The sequence below is a fragment of the Streptomyces coacervatus genome, from assembly GCF_029223485.1.
GTDB lineage: Bacteria > Actinomycetota > Actinomycetes > Streptomycetales > Streptomycetaceae > Streptomyces > Streptomyces coacervatus.
This window is the reverse complement of the sequence record NZ_JARHTP010000010.1, coordinates 271,880-290,118: the sequence shown is the minus strand read 5'-3', so window position 1 is coordinate 290,118 and position 18,239 is coordinate 271,880. Positions and strand designations below refer to the sequence as shown.

16 protein-coding genes are annotated in these 18,239 nt (G+C 69.0%); 11 read left to right on the top strand and 5 right to left on the bottom strand.

What is annotated here, in order from left to right; genetic code table 11:
• Nucleotides 1-41 precede the first annotated feature (41 nt).
• The gene (locus P2Q00_RS25665; RefSeq protein WP_275775070.1) at nucleotides 42-905 is read right to left on the bottom strand and encodes a hypothetical protein; all 864 of its coding nucleotides are present in this window, start codon (nucleotides 903-905) and stop codon (nucleotides 42-44) included.
• 190 nt (nucleotides 906-1,095) lie between these two features.
• Between P2Q00_RS25665 and P2Q00_RS25660 the strand changes: the two genes are divergently transcribed.
• Together P2Q00_RS25660 and P2Q00_RS25655 are read left to right on the top strand one after the other, a co-directional pair.
• On the top strand, nucleotides 1,096-1,410 hold the full coding sequence (locus P2Q00_RS25660; protein ID WP_338059339.1) for a hypothetical protein: 315 nt from the start codon (nucleotides 1,096-1,098) through the stop codon (nucleotides 1,408-1,410).
• A 15-nt stretch (nucleotides 1,411-1,425) separates the two neighbouring features.
• Nucleotides 1,426-2,577, top strand: coding sequence for a serine hydrolase domain-containing protein (locus P2Q00_RS25655; RefSeq protein ID WP_275775069.1), 1,152 nt, complete (start codon nucleotides 1,426-1,428; stop codon nucleotides 2,575-2,577).
• Between the two features lie 199 nt (nucleotides 2,578-2,776).
• Here the strand turns inward: P2Q00_RS25655 and P2Q00_RS25650 are convergent, their stop codons facing one another.
• Both P2Q00_RS25650 and P2Q00_RS25645 read right to left on the bottom strand, forming a co-directional pair.
• On the bottom strand, nucleotides 2,777-3,196 hold the full coding sequence (locus tag P2Q00_RS25650) for an organic hydroperoxide resistance protein (RefSeq protein WP_275775068.1): 420 nt from the start codon (nucleotides 3,194-3,196) through the stop codon (nucleotides 2,777-2,779).
• 111 nt (nucleotides 3,197-3,307) lie between these two features.
• On the bottom strand, nucleotides 3,308-4,306 hold the full coding sequence (locus P2Q00_RS25645; RefSeq protein ID WP_275775067.1) for an NADP-dependent oxidoreductase: 999 nt from the start codon (nucleotides 4,304-4,306) through the stop codon (nucleotides 3,308-3,310).
• A 122-nt stretch (nucleotides 4,307-4,428) separates the two neighbouring features.
• Here P2Q00_RS25645 and P2Q00_RS25640 point away from each other — a divergent pair, with 122 nt between their 5' ends.
• Entirely contained in the window at nucleotides 4,429-4,866 is a 438-nt protein-coding gene (locus P2Q00_RS25640) for a MarR family winged helix-turn-helix transcriptional regulator (protein WP_275775066.1), read from the top strand.
• Nucleotides 4,867-5,046: 180 nt separating this feature from the next.
• Here P2Q00_RS25640 and P2Q00_RS25635 read toward each other — a convergent pair whose 3' ends face one another.
• Nucleotides 5,047-5,838, bottom strand: coding sequence for an SCO2400 family protein (locus P2Q00_RS25635; RefSeq protein ID WP_275775065.1), 792 nt, complete (start codon nucleotides 5,836-5,838; stop codon nucleotides 5,047-5,049).
• Nucleotides 5,839-6,161: 323 nt separating this feature from the next.
• Here P2Q00_RS25635 and P2Q00_RS25630 point away from each other — a divergent pair, with 323 nt between their 5' ends.
• The 8 genes from P2Q00_RS25630 to P2Q00_RS25595 all read left to right on the top strand — a co-directional run bounded on the left by P2Q00_RS25630 (nucleotide 6,162) and on the right by P2Q00_RS25595 (nucleotide 16,515).
• Nucleotides 6,162-7,322, top strand: a complete 1,161-nt coding sequence (locus tag P2Q00_RS25630) for a mandelate racemase/muconate lactonizing enzyme family protein (protein ID WP_275775064.1) — start codon at nucleotides 6,162-6,164, stop codon at nucleotides 7,320-7,322.
• Nucleotides 7,319-8,323 carry a zinc-dependent alcohol dehydrogenase gene (locus tag P2Q00_RS25625; RefSeq protein WP_275775063.1) on the top strand — a complete coding sequence of 335 codons (1,005 nt, stop codon included), beginning with the start codon at nucleotides 7,319-7,321 and terminating at the stop codon, nucleotides 8,321-8,323. Before P2Q00_RS25630 ends, P2Q00_RS25625 begins: the two co-directional genes overlap by 4 nt.
• A gap of 111 nt (nucleotides 8,324-8,434) precedes the next feature.
• On the top strand, nucleotides 8,435-9,415 hold the full coding sequence (locus tag P2Q00_RS25620) for a hypothetical protein (RefSeq protein WP_275775062.1): 981 nt from the start codon (nucleotides 8,435-8,437) through the stop codon (nucleotides 9,413-9,415).
• A 116-nt stretch (nucleotides 9,416-9,531) separates the two neighbouring features.
• Nucleotides 9,532-10,641: a multiple monosaccharide ABC transporter substrate-binding protein gene (gene chvE / locus P2Q00_RS25615; RefSeq protein WP_275775061.1), complete on the top strand. Its 1,110-nt coding sequence runs from the start codon at nucleotides 9,532-9,534 to the stop codon at nucleotides 10,639-10,641.
• Nucleotides 10,642-10,675: 34 nt separating this feature from the next.
• Nucleotides 10,676-12,226, top strand: a complete 1,551-nt coding sequence (gene mmsA / locus P2Q00_RS25610) for a multiple monosaccharide ABC transporter ATP-binding protein (protein ID WP_275775060.1) — start codon at nucleotides 10,676-10,678, stop codon at nucleotides 12,224-12,226.
• Entirely contained in the window at nucleotides 12,223-13,470 is a 1,248-nt protein-coding gene (gene mmsB / locus P2Q00_RS25605; RefSeq protein ID WP_275775059.1) for a multiple monosaccharide ABC transporter permease, read from the top strand. The genes mmsA and mmsB overlap by 4 nt, the downstream gene beginning before the upstream one ends.
• A gap of 57 nt (nucleotides 13,471-13,527) precedes the next feature.
• Entirely contained in the window at nucleotides 13,528-14,697 is a 1,170-nt protein-coding gene (locus tag P2Q00_RS25600; RefSeq protein WP_275775058.1) for an aldose epimerase family protein, read from the top strand.
• Between the two features lie 219 nt (nucleotides 14,698-14,916).
• The gene (locus tag P2Q00_RS25595; RefSeq protein WP_275775057.1) at nucleotides 14,917-16,515 is read left to right on the top strand and encodes a pyridoxal phosphate-dependent aminotransferase; all 1,599 of its coding nucleotides are present in this window, start codon (nucleotides 14,917-14,919) and stop codon (nucleotides 16,513-16,515) included.
• Between the two features lie 69 nt (nucleotides 16,516-16,584).
• On the opposite strand, the gene P2Q00_RS25590 is transcribed toward P2Q00_RS25595, so the two are convergent.
• On the bottom strand, nucleotides 16,585-18,210 hold the full coding sequence (locus tag P2Q00_RS25590; RefSeq protein ID WP_275775056.1) for a methyltransferase: 1,626 nt from the start codon (nucleotides 18,208-18,210) through the stop codon (nucleotides 16,585-16,587).
• Between the last annotated feature and the right edge of the window lie 29 nt (nucleotides 18,211-18,239).

The following is an 18,239-nucleotide window of genomic DNA, read 5'->3' as shown; positions in this document are numbered from 1 at the left end:
TCGGGCCCTGTTTTGCCGGACGGCACCGCCAACACCTGGGACTACACCGGCGTAACGGACACCACAACCCCCCGCTCCGCCGCCGGCGAAACGGCCGCCGACACCCGTACCGCCGCCGCCCGCGCCACCCGGCCCGTCCGGGACGCCGCGGCCAGCAGCAGGGGCTGGAGTTGTTCCAGGCCGGAGACCAGCAGTTCCTCGCCTGCTACCAGCATCGGTCGGGCCGCCTTTGCCGTTGCCGCTGTCGCCTCCGCGAGGTCGGCCAGTGGGGGCAGTGTTGCTCGGACGACGCCCGCTCCGGCGGCCGCGGCGCGTTCCGCGAGGGCGACCTGGAGGGGCATCAGCGGGGCCAGGGCCGCGGTCAACGCGTCGGCCACGCGCCGGAGTTCGGGGGAGGATTCGCGTAGTACGTCCGCTGCTGCTCGCAGTATCGGCGTCACTGCGAGCAGCGCTCCGGCGGCCACGCCCGCCGCCGCGGGCAGCAGCGGGGAGGTTGCCTCGACCAGGTCGCCGAGGGCGTCGGCGAACTCCTCCACGGCCGGTTCCACCGCATCCAGCACCGGCAGGAGGCTGTCGCCGAGCGCGGTGAGCAGCGCCTGCGCCGGTTCGCTCACCGGGTGCACGGCGAGCGGCGCCCCGCTCGTGCCCAGCCGGGTCAGGGTGTCGACGATCCGGTAGAAGGCCTCCTGCGCCTGCGGCGACGCGCTCGCCTCCGCCAGTTCCGCGGTGGTCTCGCGCAGCACGCGCAGCACCTCCGCGCCCGAGCCGTCCCGTGGGTCGAAGGTGTTGATCGCGATCCTGGTGATGTTCCCGGCCGTGTCCAGGAGCTGGCCGGTGATGTCGGTGGTGTTGCGTGCCATGCGCAGCACGTCGTCCCTGCTGGGGAGTGAGGGGATCGTTGCCATGGGCTCTCCTCGGCTGGAGCCTGTGTGCCGACGGTCGCCCTCAGCATGCCCCCGTACCTCGGTCGGCGATGCGCCATCCGGGCCATCCGTGACATGAACTCCCTGTTGTTGCGGTTGAGTCGAACAGGTACATCTCGCCGTACCGATCTCAGGAAGCCCCGGATCTCAGGAAGCCCCGGAGGAGGTACGCGTGCGCACCACGAGAACCGTCCTTGCGCGACCCGCACCGATCGCCACCCTCGCCCTGACCGGATCGTTCCTGCTCGCCGGTGCGGCGCTCGGCTCGGCGGCCGGGCTGCTGGCGGTGCAACGGGTCGAGGGCAACGGGGACGCGGGCGGCGTGGTGCGGGTGGAGCAGCCGTACGCGACCGGCGACCCGCTCGTCTCCGGGCGCCGGCGGCCGCTCGACGACGGCTCGGGATGTCCGGCTATCGCGGCCGGACAGACGGAATTACCGCAGGTCGGACGGGCATTGATCACCATGGCACACGCGAGCAGCGGCTGAGATCGAGGAGTACGGATGACGCGAGAGATCCACGGCACCGTCGCGGACGGCTTCGAGATGGTGCGCGAGGAGTTCGCCGCGTTCGCGGCGGGGGAACTGCCCGACTACGAAGGCCAGTTGTGCGCGTATGTGCACGGCCGGAAGGTCGTCGATCTGTGGGCCGGGGAAGGCAATGACGCCGAATCCCTCCACGGCGTGTTCTCGTCGACCAAGGGCGCCGCCCATCTGGTCGTCGCGCTCCTCGTGCAGGACGGCACGCTGGAGCTGGACCGCAAAGTGACTTACTACTGGCCGGAGTTCGGGACCGACGGCAAGGCGGCGCTGACCCTGCGGGACCTGCTCACGCACCGCGCCGGGCTGATCGGGCTCGATGCCGGGTTCACCAGGGACGAGCTGGCCGACGACCGCGCGATCGCCGAACGGCTCGCGGACCAGCGGCCGTTCTGGCGCCCGGGCACGGCCTTCGGCTATCACGCGCTCGTCATCGGCGCGCTCACCGGTGAGGTGGTACGGCGGGCCACGGGTCGCACCCTCCAGGAGGTCTACGAGGAGCGGGTGCGGGCGCCGTACGGGCTGGACTTCTTCCTGGGGCTGCCCGAGGGGCTGGAGCCCCGCTTCCGGTCGGTGCAGCCGATGGCTCCGACGGCGACGCAGCAGGCCCTGCTGGACGCGACACCGACGGGGCCGCACACGCTCGCCTCGATCGCGTTCAACACGCATGTGCCCGACCCGGGGGAGCTGGTGGACTACCCCAACTCCCGTACCGTGCGCGCCAAGGGGCCGGCATCGGCGGGCGGCGTGGCCGCGGCGCGCGGGCTCGCCGGGATGTACGCGGCGGCGATCAGCGAGGTGGCCGGGCGGCCACCGCTGCTGAAGCCGGACACCATCGCCGAGGTCGGCCAGATCCACTCGGTCGGCTACGACCTGGTGGCCCGCACCCACCGCGCCTTCGGCCTGGGCTTCCAGGCGACGGCCGACGCCTGGTACCCGTTCCTGGGCGCCGGGACCTTCGGGCACAGCGGGGCGGGCGGGTCGCAGGCGTTCGCGGACCCGCGCAGCGGGCTGGCGTACGGCTACACCCGGCGGCGGATGGCCTTTCCGGGCGGGGCGGCGCCGGAGAACGAGCGGCTGGTGAGAGCGGTTCACTGCGCTGCACTGGCTGCCTAGCGGTTCGCTGGCGTCCGTACTTCGCCTGCGGGTCCGTTGTGGCTGGTCGCGCCCCGCGGCGGAGCCGCATATCGACACAGCCCCGCGCCCCTAAAAAACAAAACGGCGCCGCAAGGCCCACCCAGCAGCTTGCTGGACATGACGGAGGCCGCACCCCACGTCCTAGGGTGCGGCCTCTCGTCGTACGCAACGAGCGACGTCAGACGAGCGTCACGGTGATGTTGCCGCGAGTCGCCTTCGAATACGGGCAGACCTGGTGGGCCTTCTCCAGGAGGGCCTTGGCCTGCTCCGCGTCGACGTTCGGGATCTCGGCCGAGATCTCGACGATGATGCCGAAGCCGTCGTCGTTCTTGCCGATGCCGACCTTCGCGGTGACCGTCGAGCCGGAGATGTCGGCCTTCTCCTGGCGGGCGACGACGCCCAGCGCGCCCTGGAAGCAGGCGCTGTAGCCGGCCGCGAACAGCTGCTCCGGGTTGGTGCCGGCGCCGCTGCCGCCCATCTCCTTGGGCGGGTTGACGACGACGTCGAGCTTGCCGTCGTCGGTGGCGACCCGGCCGTCGCGACCGTTCTCGGCGGTGGCGACGGCGGTGTACAGGACGTCCGTCTGCTGGATGGACATGCGGTGTCTTCTCCTCCTCGGTCCGCCGCGACTCGCGCCCACGATCGACGACGGTTTCGGAAAGAAGTTACCGCATACCGGAAACCGGCAGAAGAGGTTCTCTCGTGGAGGTCAGAGCTTGACGATCATCTTTCCGGTGTTGTCGCCCCGCAGAACCCCGAGGAACGCCTCCAGGTTGTTCTCGATGCCCTCGACGACGGTCTCGCGGTACTTCAGCTGCCCCGAGGCGACCCAGGGGCCGACCTCCTGGACGAACTGCTGCTGCAGGTCGTAGTGGTCGCCGACGAGGACGCCCTCGATGCGGAGCCGGTTCTGCACGATCTTGACCATGTTGCGCGGACCGGGGGTCGGCTCGGTCGAGTTGTACACCGAGATCATGCCGCAGATCACGGCCCGGCCCTTGAGGTTGAGCGCGCCGATCGCGGCCTCCAGGTGCTCGCCGCCGACGTTGTCGAAGTAGACGTCGATGCCGTCCGGGGCGGCCTCCTTGAGCTGCTCCCGGACCGGGCCGTTCTTGTAGTTGAAGGCGGCGTCGAAGCCGTACTCCTCGACGAGGAGCTTGACCTTCTCGTCGGAGCCGGCCGAGCCGATGACGCGCGAGGCACCCTTCAGCTTGGCGATCTGGCCGACCTGGCTGCCGACCGCGCCGGCCGCGCCGGACACGAAGACCGCGTCGCCCTCCTTGAAGGCGCCGACGCGCAGCAGGCCGGCGTAGGCGGTCAGGCCCGTCATGCCGAGGACGCCGAGGTACGTGCTCAGCGGCGCCGCGTCCGGGTCGACCTTGACGGCGGTCTTCGGGTCGAGGACCGCGTACTCGCGCCAGCCGAAGAAGTGCAACAGGTGGTCGCCCACGGCGATGCCCTCGGCGTTGGACTCGACGACCTCGCCGACCGCACCGCCCTGCATGACCTTGCCGAGCTCGAAGGGCGCGGCGTACGACTTCGCGTCGCTCATGCGGCCGCGCATGTACGGGTCGACCGAGAGGTACTTGTTACGGACCAGCACCTGGCCCTCGCCCGGCGCTCCGACCTCCGTCTCGACCAGGGCGAAGTCCTCGGGCTTCGGCCAGCCGACCGGGCGGCTGAGCAGGTGCCATTCGCGGTTGATCATGACGAGCGCCTTTCAAGCGTGCGGGTAGTACTTCAAGAACTTCAGGACCGAATACTTCAGTACCTGAAACAACCATGCTCCTGAATATTTCAGGTTGTCAAGTAACGGGGTATCCTGGAGCCATGTCCACACCCGAAAAGACCCGCCGCCCCGACGCTCTGACCATGGAGGTCGTCGAGCTCATCGGCGATGTCGTGGCCCGGTTCTACGCGGACTACGAGGAGGCGGCCGGCGAGCACACGCTGACCGGGGCGCAGGCGCGGCTGCTGAGTCTGCTGTCGCTGGAGCCGCTGCCGATGCGGAAGCTGGCACAGAAGCTGAAGTGCGAGCCGTCGAATGTCACGGGGATCGTGGACCGGCTGGAGGCACGGGGGCTGGTGGAGCGGCGCCCCGATCCGGCCGACCGGCGCGTGAAGCTTGCTGCCGCTACGGAGGAGGGGCTGCGGGTGGCTCGGGAGCTGCGGGACGGGTTGCGCTTTGCGCGGGAGCCGTTGGCCGGGCTGTCGGAGGAGGAGCGGTTGTCTTTGCGGGATTTGCTTCAGCGGATGCTTGCCGCGTGAGGTTTGGCGCCCGGGGGTGTGCTGCACCGTGCGGCTGCGGTGGCCGTACTGGGGGCTGCCGCCCCCAGGCCCCCGCTATCGGCCCTTAAGGGGCCTTGTCCTCAAACGCCGGACGGGCTGGATTGTCGTGACCGGCGGCGAAAAAGCGCCCCAGGCACACCGGGTTACGGCACCCGAACCTCAGGTGCACCACCACAGGAACCGCTTGCACGACTCCGACGGGGACGGGTCCGGGGTCGGGTCGGAGGTCGTCGGGTTTGATGTGGGGGTGGGGGTCGACGCGGGGGTCGTGTGGGTGGGGGCCGTTGTTGTGCCCGGGGCCGTGTCCGTCTTGGTCGACTCGGCTTCAGAGGGCTTGTCCTCGTCCTTCTTCTTGTCCTTCGGGGACTTCGAGGCCGAGGGGGACGCCGATGGGCCGCCGGTCGCGGAACCCGTTTGCCCGTCACCCGTTTTGTCGCCCACCTGCTTCTTCGTGCCGGCCTCCGCCGATGCCGCGCCCTCCGCCGAGTCGTCCCCGGCCGCGGCCGGCTTGGGGCTGGAGAAGGGGGCGTCCATGCCCAGTTCGGCGAGGCTGAGGCCGCCAGCCGCGAGTACGGCGGCCGCGGTGACCAGCAGCACCCGGCGGCGGCGCCGTCGGTGTGCGGCGGCTTTGCGATCGCGGCGGCTCGCAGCGCCCGCGGGGCCCTCGGCGGCCCGGCCGCCGCGCCCACGTCCACGGCCGCGCTCCTGCGCACGCCGGGCGGCCCTGCCGACCGGTGCCTCGTCGTCGCGGTCGTCCTCGTCCTCGTCGTCGGACTCGTCGTCGTAGGGGCCCTCGTCGCCGTGGCCGTCGTACGCCAACCCGTATCCGCCCTCGTACGCGGGCGCGTCGGCGTACCCCGCGGAGCCGCGGAGTTCTTCGACGGAGGCGCCGCACCCCGGGCAGGCGAGAGCGCCGTTGAGGTGCCGTCGGCACGGGTGGCAGTAGTCCATGACGCGGGAAGACTAAGTTCCGCACAGGTGACGTTCATAGTCACAGCTGTGAAAGTTGTGTAGGGAACCACCCGTTCCGGCGTGGCGAGTTGAGTCCACCGGCACGCATCTCCCGGGCATCTCTACCGATCACACCGAAACCGCCTCCGAAAAGCCCGTCGAAAGCAGTGTCGAAACCGTTATGTGTTCGACCCATTGACACTCCCGCCGCCCCGTCCTTACTGTCACGCCAGCATTTCGAACGTGTGACGAAATCTCGAACACGTTCGACCGGGCCGACGAAGCAGACGAAGCAGACGACGACGCAGCAAGGGGCAACTGCCGTGCGCATCACCGGAATCAGCACACACGTGGTCGGGACGCCGTGGCGCAACCTGACATACGTCCAGGTGCACACCGACGAAGGGATCACTGGAGTCGGCGAGACCCGGATGCTGGGCCACACCGACGCGCTGGTCGGCTATCTGCGGGAGGCGGAGGCCAACCACATTCTGGGCTCCGACCCGTTCGCCGTGGAAGACCTCGTACGCCGGATGAAGTACGGCGACTACGGGCGGGCCGGTGAGATCGTGATGTCCGGCATCGCGGTGATCGAGATGGCCTGCTGGGACATCAAGGGCAAGGCCCTCGGGGTGCCCGTCTGGCAGCTGCTGGGCGGCAAGGTGACCGACAAGGTCAAGGCGTACGCCAATGGCTGGTACACGACGGAACGGACGCCCGAGGCCTATCACAAGGCCGCCCAGGGGGTCATGGAGCGCGGGTACAAGGCGCTGAAGATCGACCCCTTCGGGACCGGGCACTTCGAGCTGGACCACGAGCAGACCCTGTATGCCGTGTCGCTGATCGAGGCCGTGCGGGACGCCATCGGGCCGGACTCCGAGCTGATGCTGGAGATGCACGGCCGGTTCTCCCCCGCCACCGCCGTACGGCTCGCCCACGAGCTCGCACCCTTCAAGCCCGCCTGGCTGGAGGAGCCCTGCCCGCCGGAGAACCTGAAGGCGCTGGAGAAGGTCGCCGCCAAGGTCGACATCCCGGTCGCCACCGGTGAGCGGATTCACGATCGCATCGAGTTCCGCGAGCTGTTCGAGAGCCAGGCCGTCGACATCATCCAGCCGGACGTCGGCCATATCGGTGGTATCTGGGAGACCAGGAAGCTGGCCGCCACCGCCGAGACCCACTACGTGCTCGTCGCTCCCCACAACGTGGGCGGGCCGGTGCTGACCGCCGCCTCCCTCCAGGTCGGTTTCACCTCCCCCAACTTCAAGATCCTGGAGCACTTCAACGACTTCGCCGACGCGGAGATCAAGAAGGTGGTGAAGGGCGCGCCGCAGGTCGTGGACGGGTACTTCCACCTGTCGGACGCTCCCGGTCTCGGCGTCGAGCTGGACGTGGACGCGGCCGCCGAGTTCCCGCAGCAGCAGGCCCGGTTCGACCTGTGGGCCGAGGGCTGGGAGCAGCGCAAGCCGAAGGGCACCCAGAAGTGAGCAGCGCCGTAGTCATCGGGGCGCCCGGCGAGCACGAGCTCGTCGAGCACACCCCTCGTGAGCCCGCCGCCGGCGAGGCCCTGGTCCGCGTCCACGCCGTCGGCATCTGCGGCAGCGACCGCGAGGTGTACCAGGGCAACCGGCCCGAGGGGTACGTCCGTTACCCGCTCACGCCGGGCCACGAGTGGTCCGGCACGGTGGCGGCGGTCGGCGCCGGGGTGCCTTCGACTCTCGTAGGCCGCAAGGTCGTCGGCGAGGGCTTCCGCAACTGCCAGGTCTGCGATCGCTGCCATGCGGGCGAGACCACGCTGTGCACGGCCGGGTACGAGGAGACCGGGTTCACCCAGCCGGGGGCGATGGCCACCACGCTGACCCTTCCGGCCCGCCTCCTGCACGTTCTGCCGGACGACGCCGATCTGACGGCCGCCGCTCTGCTGGAGCCCGCCGCCTGTATCGCGGCCGCCGCGATCAAGGCGAACGCGTTGCCGGGCGAGCGGGTCGCGGTGGTCGGCACCGGGACGCTCGGGATGTTCGCCGTTCAGTTCCTGAAGGCGGGCTCGCCCGCCGAGCTGCTCGTCGTAGGGACGCGGCCCGACCGGGCGGGGCTTTCGAGAACTTTCGGCGCGACCGACTTCCGCACCAAGGACCAGGAGCTGCCTGACGACTTCGACGTCGTCATCGAGACCGCCGGGTCCGCGTCCGCCGCGCGCACCGCCGCCTCCCTGCTCAGGCGCGGCGGACGCCTGGTCCTGACGGGGATCCCGGCTGCGGGCGCCGAGGGGCTCGACCCGACCGACCTCGTCGTACGGCAGCTGGAGGTGCACACCGTCTTCGGGGCGCCGCCGGATGCCTGGGCGCACACGGTGCGGGTGTTCGGGGCCGGTCTGCTCGATCCGCTGCCGCTGGTCACGCACGAGCTGCCGCTCGGCGAGTTCCCGCAGGCCATCGAGCTGGTCGGGTCCGGTGATCCGAAGGTGGGCAAGGTGCTGCTCCGCCCCTAGACGTGCGCCGGTGCGGGGGCGACCTGACGGCCTCCGCACCGGCGTACACCCAAGCCCCCCATGACTTGAGCCGCGAACCTCGTCCGAAATATCGAACACGAAGGACAGCTTGTGACGACCGACGCTTCCGCCACGGCGGCCCGCCGACCGGGTGAGCAGGCGCTCACCGCGCTCGGGCTGGGTGCGCCCGCCCTCGACCCCGCCGACGCCTCGCCGCACACCTTCCCCGGCGGCGGCCGCTGGCGCACCGAGATCCCCTCGTGCGAGGGTCCCGAAGCGCTGGCCGTCATACTCAAGGAGTCCTCGCGCCTCGATGTGCCGATCCACCGGATCAGCCAGGGCAGCGGCGTGTGGATGCTGACCGACGCCGAGATCACCGAGATGGTCGAGGCGACCGCCGAGCGCGACATCGAGCTCTGCCTGTTCACCGGCCCGCGCGGCACCTGGGACATCGGCGGCTCCGTGCGCTCCGACTCGCGGGGGGCCGGACTGCGCGCCCGCGGCCACGACGCGGTGGCCGGCTGCCTCGAAGACGCCGTCCGCGCAACGGAGTTGGGCGTCAAGTGCCTGCTCGTCGCCGACGAGGGCGTGCTGTGGACGCTGCACCGGGCGCGGCAGAGCGGCATCATCCCGGCCGACACCACGCTGAAGGTGTCCGCGCTCATAGGGCCGGTCAACCCGGCCTCGTACGCGGTCTACGAGCAGCTCGGCGCCGACTCGCTCAACGTGCCCAGCGATCTGACGCTCGATCACCTCACCGAGATCCGGCGGGTCTCCGCCGCCCCCATGGACATGTACATCGAGGCCCCCGACGACCTCGGCGGCTACATCCGGATGTACGAGGTCGCCGAGCTGATTCGGCGCGGCGCGCCGCTCTATCTGAAGTTCGGTCTGAGCAAGGCTCCCGGTATCTATCCGTGGGGCACCCACCTGCGGGACGTGACCCTGGACACCGCCCGGGAGCGGGTGCGGCGCGGGCGGCTCGCTCTTGACCTGCTTGCCCGGCACGGGGCGGATGGCGATATGGCGCCGCTCGGGTCCCGGTTGCCGGGGGCTTTGAACCGGTTCCCCGCAGAAGGTGCCACTGGATGACCAATGGGGACTGCGGGGCCGTCGTGGCTGGTCGCGCAGTTCCCCGCGCCCCTTACGGGGCGCTTCAACCGACCTCGCCAAACATCTCAACGAAGAGAAGAACAGGGACGATCACTATGCGCACTCGTAGAAGCGCCCTCACCCTCATAGCCGGAGCCGCCTCCCTCGCCCTCACGCTGTCCGCCTGCGGGCAGAGCGGTGAAGGCGGCAGCAAGGAGAAGGCGGGCAGCGCCAAGGGCGGCACCATCGGTATCGCCATGCCCACCAAGTCCTCCGAGCGCTGGATCGCCGACGGCAAGAACGTCGTCAAGGACCTGGAGGCCAAGGGCTACAAGACCAAGCTGGTCTACGGCGAGGACGACCCCGACCAGCAGGTCTCGCAGATCGAGAACCTGATCACGCAGGGCGTCAAGGGCCTGATCGTCGCGGCCATCGACAACAAGTCGCTGAACAACGTGCTGCAGCAGGCCGCGGACGCCAAGATCCCGGTGATCTCCTACGACCGCCTGATCCTCGGCACGAAGAACGTCGACTACTACGCCTCGTTCGACAACGAGAAGGTCGGCAAGCTCCAGGGCACGTACATCGTGCACAAGCTCGGCCTGGACAGCGGCAAGAAGGGCCCGTTCAACATCGAGCTGTTCGCCGGCTCCAACGACGACAACAACACCAAGTACTTCTTCAACGGCGCGATGAGCGTGCTCCAGCCGTACATCGACAAGAAGCAGCTCGTCGTCAAGTCCGGCCAGACCAAGCTCACCCAGGTCACGACGCTGCGCTGGGACGGTGCCACCGCGCAGAAGCGCATGGAGGACATCCTCACCTCCACATACGGCAGCGCCAAGGTCGACGCGGTCCTGTCGCCGTACGACGGCATCTCCATCGGCATCCTCGCCGCGCTGAAGTCGGACGGCTACGGCTCCGGCAGCAAGGCGCTGCCGGTCATCACCGGTCAGGACGCCGAGCTCGCCTCGGTGAAGTCGATCATCGCGGGCCAGCAGACGCAGACCGTCTACAAGGACATCCGCAAGCTCGCCAAGGTCGCCTCGACCATGATCGACGACGTCCTCAACGGCAAGAAGCCCGAGATCAACGACACCAAGTCGTACGACAACGGCACCAAGGTCGTCCCCGCCTACCTGCTGCAGCCGGTGAGCGTCGACAAGACCAACTACACCAAGGAACTGGTCGACACCGGCTACTACACGGCGGACCAGCTGAAGTAGTCCTGGCCATTCCTACGGATTGAAAGGGCACACCATGGCGGGACCCGTCCTGGAAATGCGCTCGATCGTCAAGACCTTTCCCGGGGTCAAAGCGCTGTCGGACGTCACGCTGACCGTTCGTCAGGGCGAGGTCCATGCCATCTGCGGTGAGAACGGCGCCGGGAAGTCCACCTTGATGAAGGTGCTCTCCGGCGTCCATCCGCACGGTACGTACGAGGGCGACATCCTCTTCGAGGGTGAGACCGTCGAGTTCAAGGACATCCGGGCGAGCGAGCAGCACGGCATTGTGATCATCCATCAGGAGCTGGCGCTGGTGCCGTTCCTGTCGATCGCGGAGAACATCTTCCTCGGCAACGAACACGCCTCGGGCGGGTTCATCAACTGGAACGAGACGCTGAAGCACGCCACCGAGCTGCTGCGCCGGGTCGGTCTGACCGACCACCCGGAGACCCGGATCGCCGACATCGGCGTGGGCAAGCAACAGCTGGTCGAGATCGCCAAGGCGCTGTCCAAGAAGGTGAAGCTGCTCATCCTCGACGAGCCGACCGCGGCTCTGAACGACGAGGACAGCGGCAAACTCCTCGATCTCATCCTGGAGTTGAAGAAGCAGGGCATCACCTCGATCATCATCTCCCACAAGATGAACGAGATCCGTCGGGTCGCCGACTCGGTGACGATCATCCGCGACGGCAAGACCATCGAGACGCTGGACGTGAAGGCGCCGGAGACCACCGAGGACCGCATCATCTCCGGCATGGTCGGCCGCGACCTCGACCACCGCTTCCCCGAACGCACGTCGTACGAGGGCGAGGTGGACGCGGCGCCCGCGCTGGAGATCCGCAACTGGACCGTGCACCACCCCATCGACCAGCAGCGCAAGGTCGTCGACGATGTGTCGATCCATGTGCGGCGCGGGGAGATCGTCGGCATCGCGGGCCTGATGGGCGCGGGCCGCACGGAGCTGGCCATGAGCGTCTTCGGGCGCACCTACGGCCGGCACGCGGGCGGCACGGTCCTCAAGGACGGCAAGGAGATCCGCACCAAGACCGTCTCGGAGGCGGTCGACCACGGCATCGCCTATGTCACCGAGGACCGCAAGCACTACGGCCTCAACCTCATCGACACCATCAACCGCAATATCTCGCTGACCGCGCTGGACAAGGTCGCGAAGCGCGGTGTGGTCGACGAGCACGAGGAGCGCAAGGTCGCCGAGCGCTTCCGCAAGTCCATGAACATCAAGGCGCCGACCGTCTTCGAGCCGGTGGGCAAGCTGTCCGGCGGCAACCAGCAGAAGGTCGTCCTCAGCAAGTGGATCTTCGCGGGTCCCGAGGTGCTGATCCTGGACGAGCCGACGCGCGGTATCGACGTGGGCGCCAAGTACGAGATCTACACGGTCATCGACCAGCTGGCCGCCGAGGGCAAGGCGGTCGTCTTCATCTCCTCCGAGCTGCCGGAGCTGCTCGGAATGTGCGACCGCATCTACACCATGGCCGCCGGGCGGCTCACGGGTGAGGTCCCGCGGGGCGAGGCCACGCAGGAAGTGCTGATGCGCCAGATGACGAAGGACAAAGAGGTAACCCGATGAGCACGGATGTGACGGACAAGGTCCCGGCCTCGGCGCCGCCCGGCAAGAGCGGAGGCCCCGCCGCCGACGGCAACCTGCTGCAGCTGATCCTGGGCGGCCTGCGCCGCAACATGCGGCAGCACGGCATGCTGCTCGCGCTGGGCCTGATCGTCGTCCTCTTCCAGGTCTGGACCGACGGCAAACTGCTGCTTCCGCGCAACGTCTCCAACCTGGTACTGCAGAACAGCTACATCCTGATCCTCGCCATCGGCATGATGCTGGTGATCATCGCCGGGCACATCGACCTGTCGGTCGGCTCGCTCACGGCGTTCGTCGGCGCGTTCTCGGCCGTACTGATGGTCAATCACCATATGGCGTGGCCGCTCGCGTTGGTGCTGTGCCTGCTGATGGGCGCGGTGGCCGGCTCGGTGCAGGGCTTCCTGATCGCGTATCTCGGCATACCGTCCTTCATCGTGACCTTGGCGGGCATGCTGCTCTTCCGCGGTCTGACGGAGATCCTGCTCCAGGGCCAGACCCTCGGCCCGTTCCCGAACGGCCTGCAGAAGCTCGGCAACGGCTTCCTGCCGGCGGTCGGCCCGAACACCAACTACCACAACCTCACGCTGCTGCTGGGCCTCGTCCTGCTGGCCTCGGTGCTCTTCCAGGAGGTCCGCGCCCGCAAGCGCGAGCAGGAGTTCTCGCTGGACGTGCTGCCGCGCAACGCCTTCCTGCTGAAGCTGACCGCCATCGCCGCGGCGGTCATCGCGGTGACGATGCTGCTCGCCAGCTACCAGGGCGCCCCGGTCATCCTGATCGTCCTCGGTGTGCTGGTGGTCGGTTACGGCTACGTCATGCGCAACGCGGTCTTCGGCCGGCACATCTACGCGATCGGCGGCAACCTGCCGGCGGCCAAGCTGTCCGGCGTCAAGGACAAGAAGGTCACCTTCCTTGTCTTCCTGAACATGGGCGTGCTCGCGGCCCTGGCGGGTCTGGTGGTCGCAGCCCGTCTGAACGCGGCCTCACCGAAGGCGGGCCTGAACTTCGAACTCGAGGCGATTGCCTCGTCGTTCATCGGTGGTGCGTCCATGAGCGGCGGTGTGGGTACCGTCCTCGGTGCGATCATCGGTGGTCTCGTCCTCGGTGTGCTGAACAACGGCATGAACCTCCTCAGCGTCGGCACCGACTGGCAGCAGGTCATCAAGGGCCTGGCCCTGTTGGCCGCGGTCGGCTTCGACGTGTGGAACAAGCGCAAGTCAGGTTCGTAAGTCCAGCTGGGCCCCGTCCGAAAGGCGGGGCCCCACCCTTTATGGGAGCCGCACAACATGGAACTGAACAGACGCACAGTCATCGCAGGAGCAGGAGCCGCGGCCGCGGGCATCGCCGCGACCACCCTCGGCACGGGCTCCGCTCAGGCCGCCCCGTCCGCCTCGGGAGGCAGGAAGCCGGTGAAGGAGCTCTTCGGCAAGCTCGCTGACGGTACGAAGATCTACCGCTGGTCGCTGGAGAACGGCGGCACCCGGCTGAAGGTCCTGAACTGGGGCGGTGTCGTCCAGGGCCTGGAGATCCCGGACCGGCACGGCCGCTACACCAACGTCTCCCTGGGCTTCGACAACATCGACGACTACGTCGCCAAGACCCCGTACTTCGGCGCCCTCATCGGCCGCTACGGCAACCGCATAGCCAAGGGCCAGTTCACCCTGGACGGCAAGAGCTACCAGCTGTCCGTGAACGACGGCGTCAACAGCCTGCACGGCGGCAAGCAGGGCTTCGACAAGCACATCTGGGACGTCGAGCCGTTCGCCAAGGGCTCCGACGTCGGCCTGGTCCTGCACTACACCAGCATCGACGGCGAGATGGGCTACCCCGGCACCCTGAAGGCCAAGGTGACGTACACGCTCACCAGGCACGGCGCCTGGATCATCGACTACGAGGCCACCACCGACAAGGCCACGGTCGTCAACCTCACCAGCCATGTCTACTGGAACCTGGCCGGCGAGGGCAGCGGCACGATCGAGGACCACGAGCTCACGATCGCCGCCGGCCGCTACACGCCCACCGACACGGGCCTGATCCCCACGGGCGAACTGGCGACGGTGCACGGCACCCCCTTCGACTTCCGCAAGACCAAGCCGATCGGCCGCGACATCCGCGCCGCCCATGTCCAGCAGGTGCAGGCCAAGGGCTACGACCACAACTGGGTCCTGGACAAGGGCATCACGTCCAAGCCCGAGCACGTCGCGACCCTGCGCGACCCGCGCTCCGGCCGCACCCTGAAGATCGCCACCGACCAGCCGGGCCTGCAGTTCTACTCCGGCAACTTCCTCGACGGCACGCTGACGGGGACGGGCGGCCGCACCTACCGCCAGGGTGACGCCCTGTGCCTGGAGACGCAGCACTTCCCGGACTCGCCGAACCATGCGAACTTCCCGTCCACGGTGCTGCGGCCGGGGCAGACGTACCGGACCCGTACGGTGCACACGTTCACCGCGTGACGGTGGGCTCTTGAGGTCGTGGGGAACTGCGGGTCCGTTGTGGCTGGTCGCGCAGTTCCCCGCGCCCCTGAAGGGGCGCTGACTCACCTCTTCTTCACATGCGTTGAACAACGCCACTCCAGCCTCCGTATCTAAGGGCGGCCCGTGCTCCCCCGCGCGGGCCACCCAAACACGACGGGCCCGGTCGTCCCTGCCGGGCCCGCCTCATACGGAGGTTCCATGCCCGACAACGTCACCTCGCTGTTCCGCAGCAACGCGGCACACAGCCCGTCGATGGCGGCGTTGACGCGTGAGGGCGGCGACGGGACCGGGCCCGTGGACTTCTGCATTCCCTGCAATCCGTACTTCCCCACCCCGGCGATGTTCGAGGAGATGGCGACCCGCCTCCGCGACATCGTCACGTACTACCCGAGCAGCGCCGACACGATCACGGCCGAGCTGTGCAGCCTGCTCCAGCTGCCGCCGCAGTGCGTGGCGATGGGCAACGGCTCGACCGAACTGATCACCTGGATCGACCACCTGATGGTCCGCGAGTCCCTCGCCATCCCCGTCCCCACCTTCGGCCGCTGGACCGACCAGCCGATGGAGACCGGCAAGCGGGTCGACATGTTCCCCCTGCAGGAGTCCAGCGGCTTCGCCCTGGACCTCGCCAAGTACGCCGAGTTCATCCGGGCCCGGGGCACCCGGGTCGCCGTCATCTGCAACCCGAACAACCCCGACGGAGGCTTTCTGCACAAGCAGGCGCTGGTGCAGTTCATGGACGCCATGGCCGACCTGGACCTGGTCGTCATCGACGAGTCGTTCCTCGAATTCGCCGACGCCGAGGCCGAACCGTCCGTGGTGCAGGAGGCGATGATCCGCCCGAACGTCGTCGTGCTGCGCAGCCTCGGCAAGAACTTCGGCCTGCACGGCATACGTTTCGGCTACCTGGTCGCCAACCCTGCGCTCGCGGGCCGGATCCGCTCCATGCTCCCCAAGTGGAACCTCAACGCCTTCGCCGAGTACGTCGTGTTCATGCTGAAGGAGCACGGCGCCGAGTATGCGCAGAGCCTCCACCAGGTGCGCCGTGACCGCCTGGACATGGCGAGCCAGCTCTCGGCGCTCCCCGGTCTCACCGTCTACCCCTCCCAGGGCAATTTCCTCTTCGTGCGCCTCCCCGTGGGCGCCGAAGGCACCGTGGTCCGGGACCGCATGCTCACCGAGCACCGGATCCTGGTCCGCGAGTGCGGCAACAAGATCGGTTCGTCCAGCCGCTTCCTGCGACTCGTGGTGCGCCCCCAGGTGGATGTGCGTCGCCTGGTGTCCGGCCTGGAACAGGTGCTCTACGGGACCAGGAGGGGAGCCGCCGTACCCGAGCTGGGCACCGGGACCAGCTACAGCTCGGGTACGGCGGCCGTGGACCGACTGGTCGGTGCGACCAACGGGGCGGGCATGCAAGGCCTTGCCGCTCAGGCCGTCGGTGCCGGCGGCGGATATCCGGGGCTCGCAGCCGCCCCGGCCGCCGGCACCGGCATGCCCATGCCCATGCCGGCGGCGCCTCAGCAGGTTCCGGTTCCGCAGCCCATGCCTGTGCCCATGCCTGTGGCGCCTCAGGAGTTCCCGCAGCCGATGCCGGCGGCGGCCCAGGCGCCGATGCAGCCCGTACCGGCTCCCATGCCGGCGCCCGGCCCGACGCCACCCGGCGTCCCGGCCCGCGGGGGTCTCACAGCCGCGCAGGTACGGGGCACCACCGGGCCAGGGCTGACTCCGGCCCCGGCGACCGGGTGGCCCAACGCCCAGAGCTGGCCCAACGCTGCTGGGATGGGACAAGCCGGCTAATCGTCGTAGGGGTGCGGTGCGTTTCCGGGTGCGGGTGCGTTGTGGCTGATCGCGCAGTTCCCCGCGCCCCTAGAAGCAGGGTGTTGCCCTCACGGCGTGGATCAGTGACGCCCCCAGGGGTAGCCCATGGCATTCCCCGACCGCAAAGCCTGCCTTCTTCAGTAGTTGGCGGTAGTGGGGTTCGTCTCGTTCCCTGCCGCCTACGTTGCAGAGCATGTGGACGTCCCAGGCCACTGCCGTGTGCTGGGGCAACAGGCGTTCCACCACGAGGAGTTGGGCGCCGGGGCGCATGGCCTCCGCGCAGCGGCGGAGGATGGTCAGGCAGCGGTCGTCGTCCCAGTCGTGGAGGACTCGGGAGAGCAGGTAGACGTCGCCTCCGTCCGGTACCGCCTCCGTGAAGTCCCCGGTGACGAAGGTGCAGCGCTCGGCCAGGTCCAGCGCGGTCAGTTCCGTGCGGGCCGCCTCCAGGGCCTCCGGGCGCTCCAGCAGTACGCCCTCCAGGTGGTCGTGTGCCCGGAGCAGCCGGGCGAGCAGGGCGCCGTTGCCGCCGCCGACGTCGACCACTCGCCGTACGCCGGAGAAGTCGACCAGTGCGGGCACCGGCTTGAACATCTCCGCGCTGGCGGCCATCGACCGATGGAAGAGCGTGCCGAGCTCGGGGCGTTCGGCGAAGTAGGTGAAGTGGTGCTGCCCGTAGCGGTGGGCGAAAGCTTCCTGCCCGGTGCGTACGGAGTGCGTCAGGCCCGCGAACGAGTCGTAGAACGGGCCGCCGTACAGCAGCGCGAGCGGGTGGAGGGAGAAGTCGGTGCCGGTGCGCAGGGGTTGGCCGAGGGCGGTGAGGTGGTAGGTGTCCTCGGCCGAGGTCAGCAGGCCCAGGGTGGTCAGATAGCGCAGCAGGCGGCGCAGTGCGTCCGGGTCGGTACCGGTGAGGTCCGCGAGGGCGGCGGTGCCCAGGCCGGGGTGGTCGGCGAGGTGGTCGGCGATCGCCAACTCGGCCATCGTCCGGATCGCTTGGGTGGCCCAGGCGCCCGTCATGACGCCGAGCAGCGAGAGCGTGGGGTCCGGCAGGGGCTCGTGGCGGCCCGGGAGACGCAGTTCGAAGCGACGGTGGTGTCGGGTGCGGAAGTAGAGGACGGTGACGTCCTCGTGGCCGTTGTAGCCGCCGCCGTCCGGCATCGCGCCGGCCCGCTCCTGGAGCAGCGTCCGCAGCCCGGCCGGTGCCACCACGCCCGGCGAGGCCAGGGCGAAGGCGTGGTGTGCCTCGTGCTCGGCGGCGCGTTCGTCGGCGGCGACGGCCTGGAGCGGGGAGTGCGGCGGCACGGGCAGGGCGAAGATCTCCACGCTCCGTCCGTCGACGGGTGCGTGCACGATGCCGACCGGGGTCTCGCCCATGAGCGCGCCGTAGCGCCGGGCCAGCCGTCCCCGCACCACCACACTCGGCGTGACGTCACCCGGCTCCAGCCCGCACCGGCGCAGTTCCTCGCACAGCCCGTCGAGGGAGTCGGGGAAGACGAGCACGGCGGTGTGGTCGAACACCAGGTGGCGGGAGACGTCGGCCCGTTCCTCGGCGGTCAGGTCGGGTAGCAGGTCGGCCAGGACCTGGTCCGTGTCGTGCGCACGGACGTGGGCGACCGCACCCCGGATCCGTTCCAGGTCGGCCTCGGTCAGGCGTGCTTGTACGACGGGGAGGTTCATGTGGGGGTTCCCAAAGGTCGTGGGCTGAG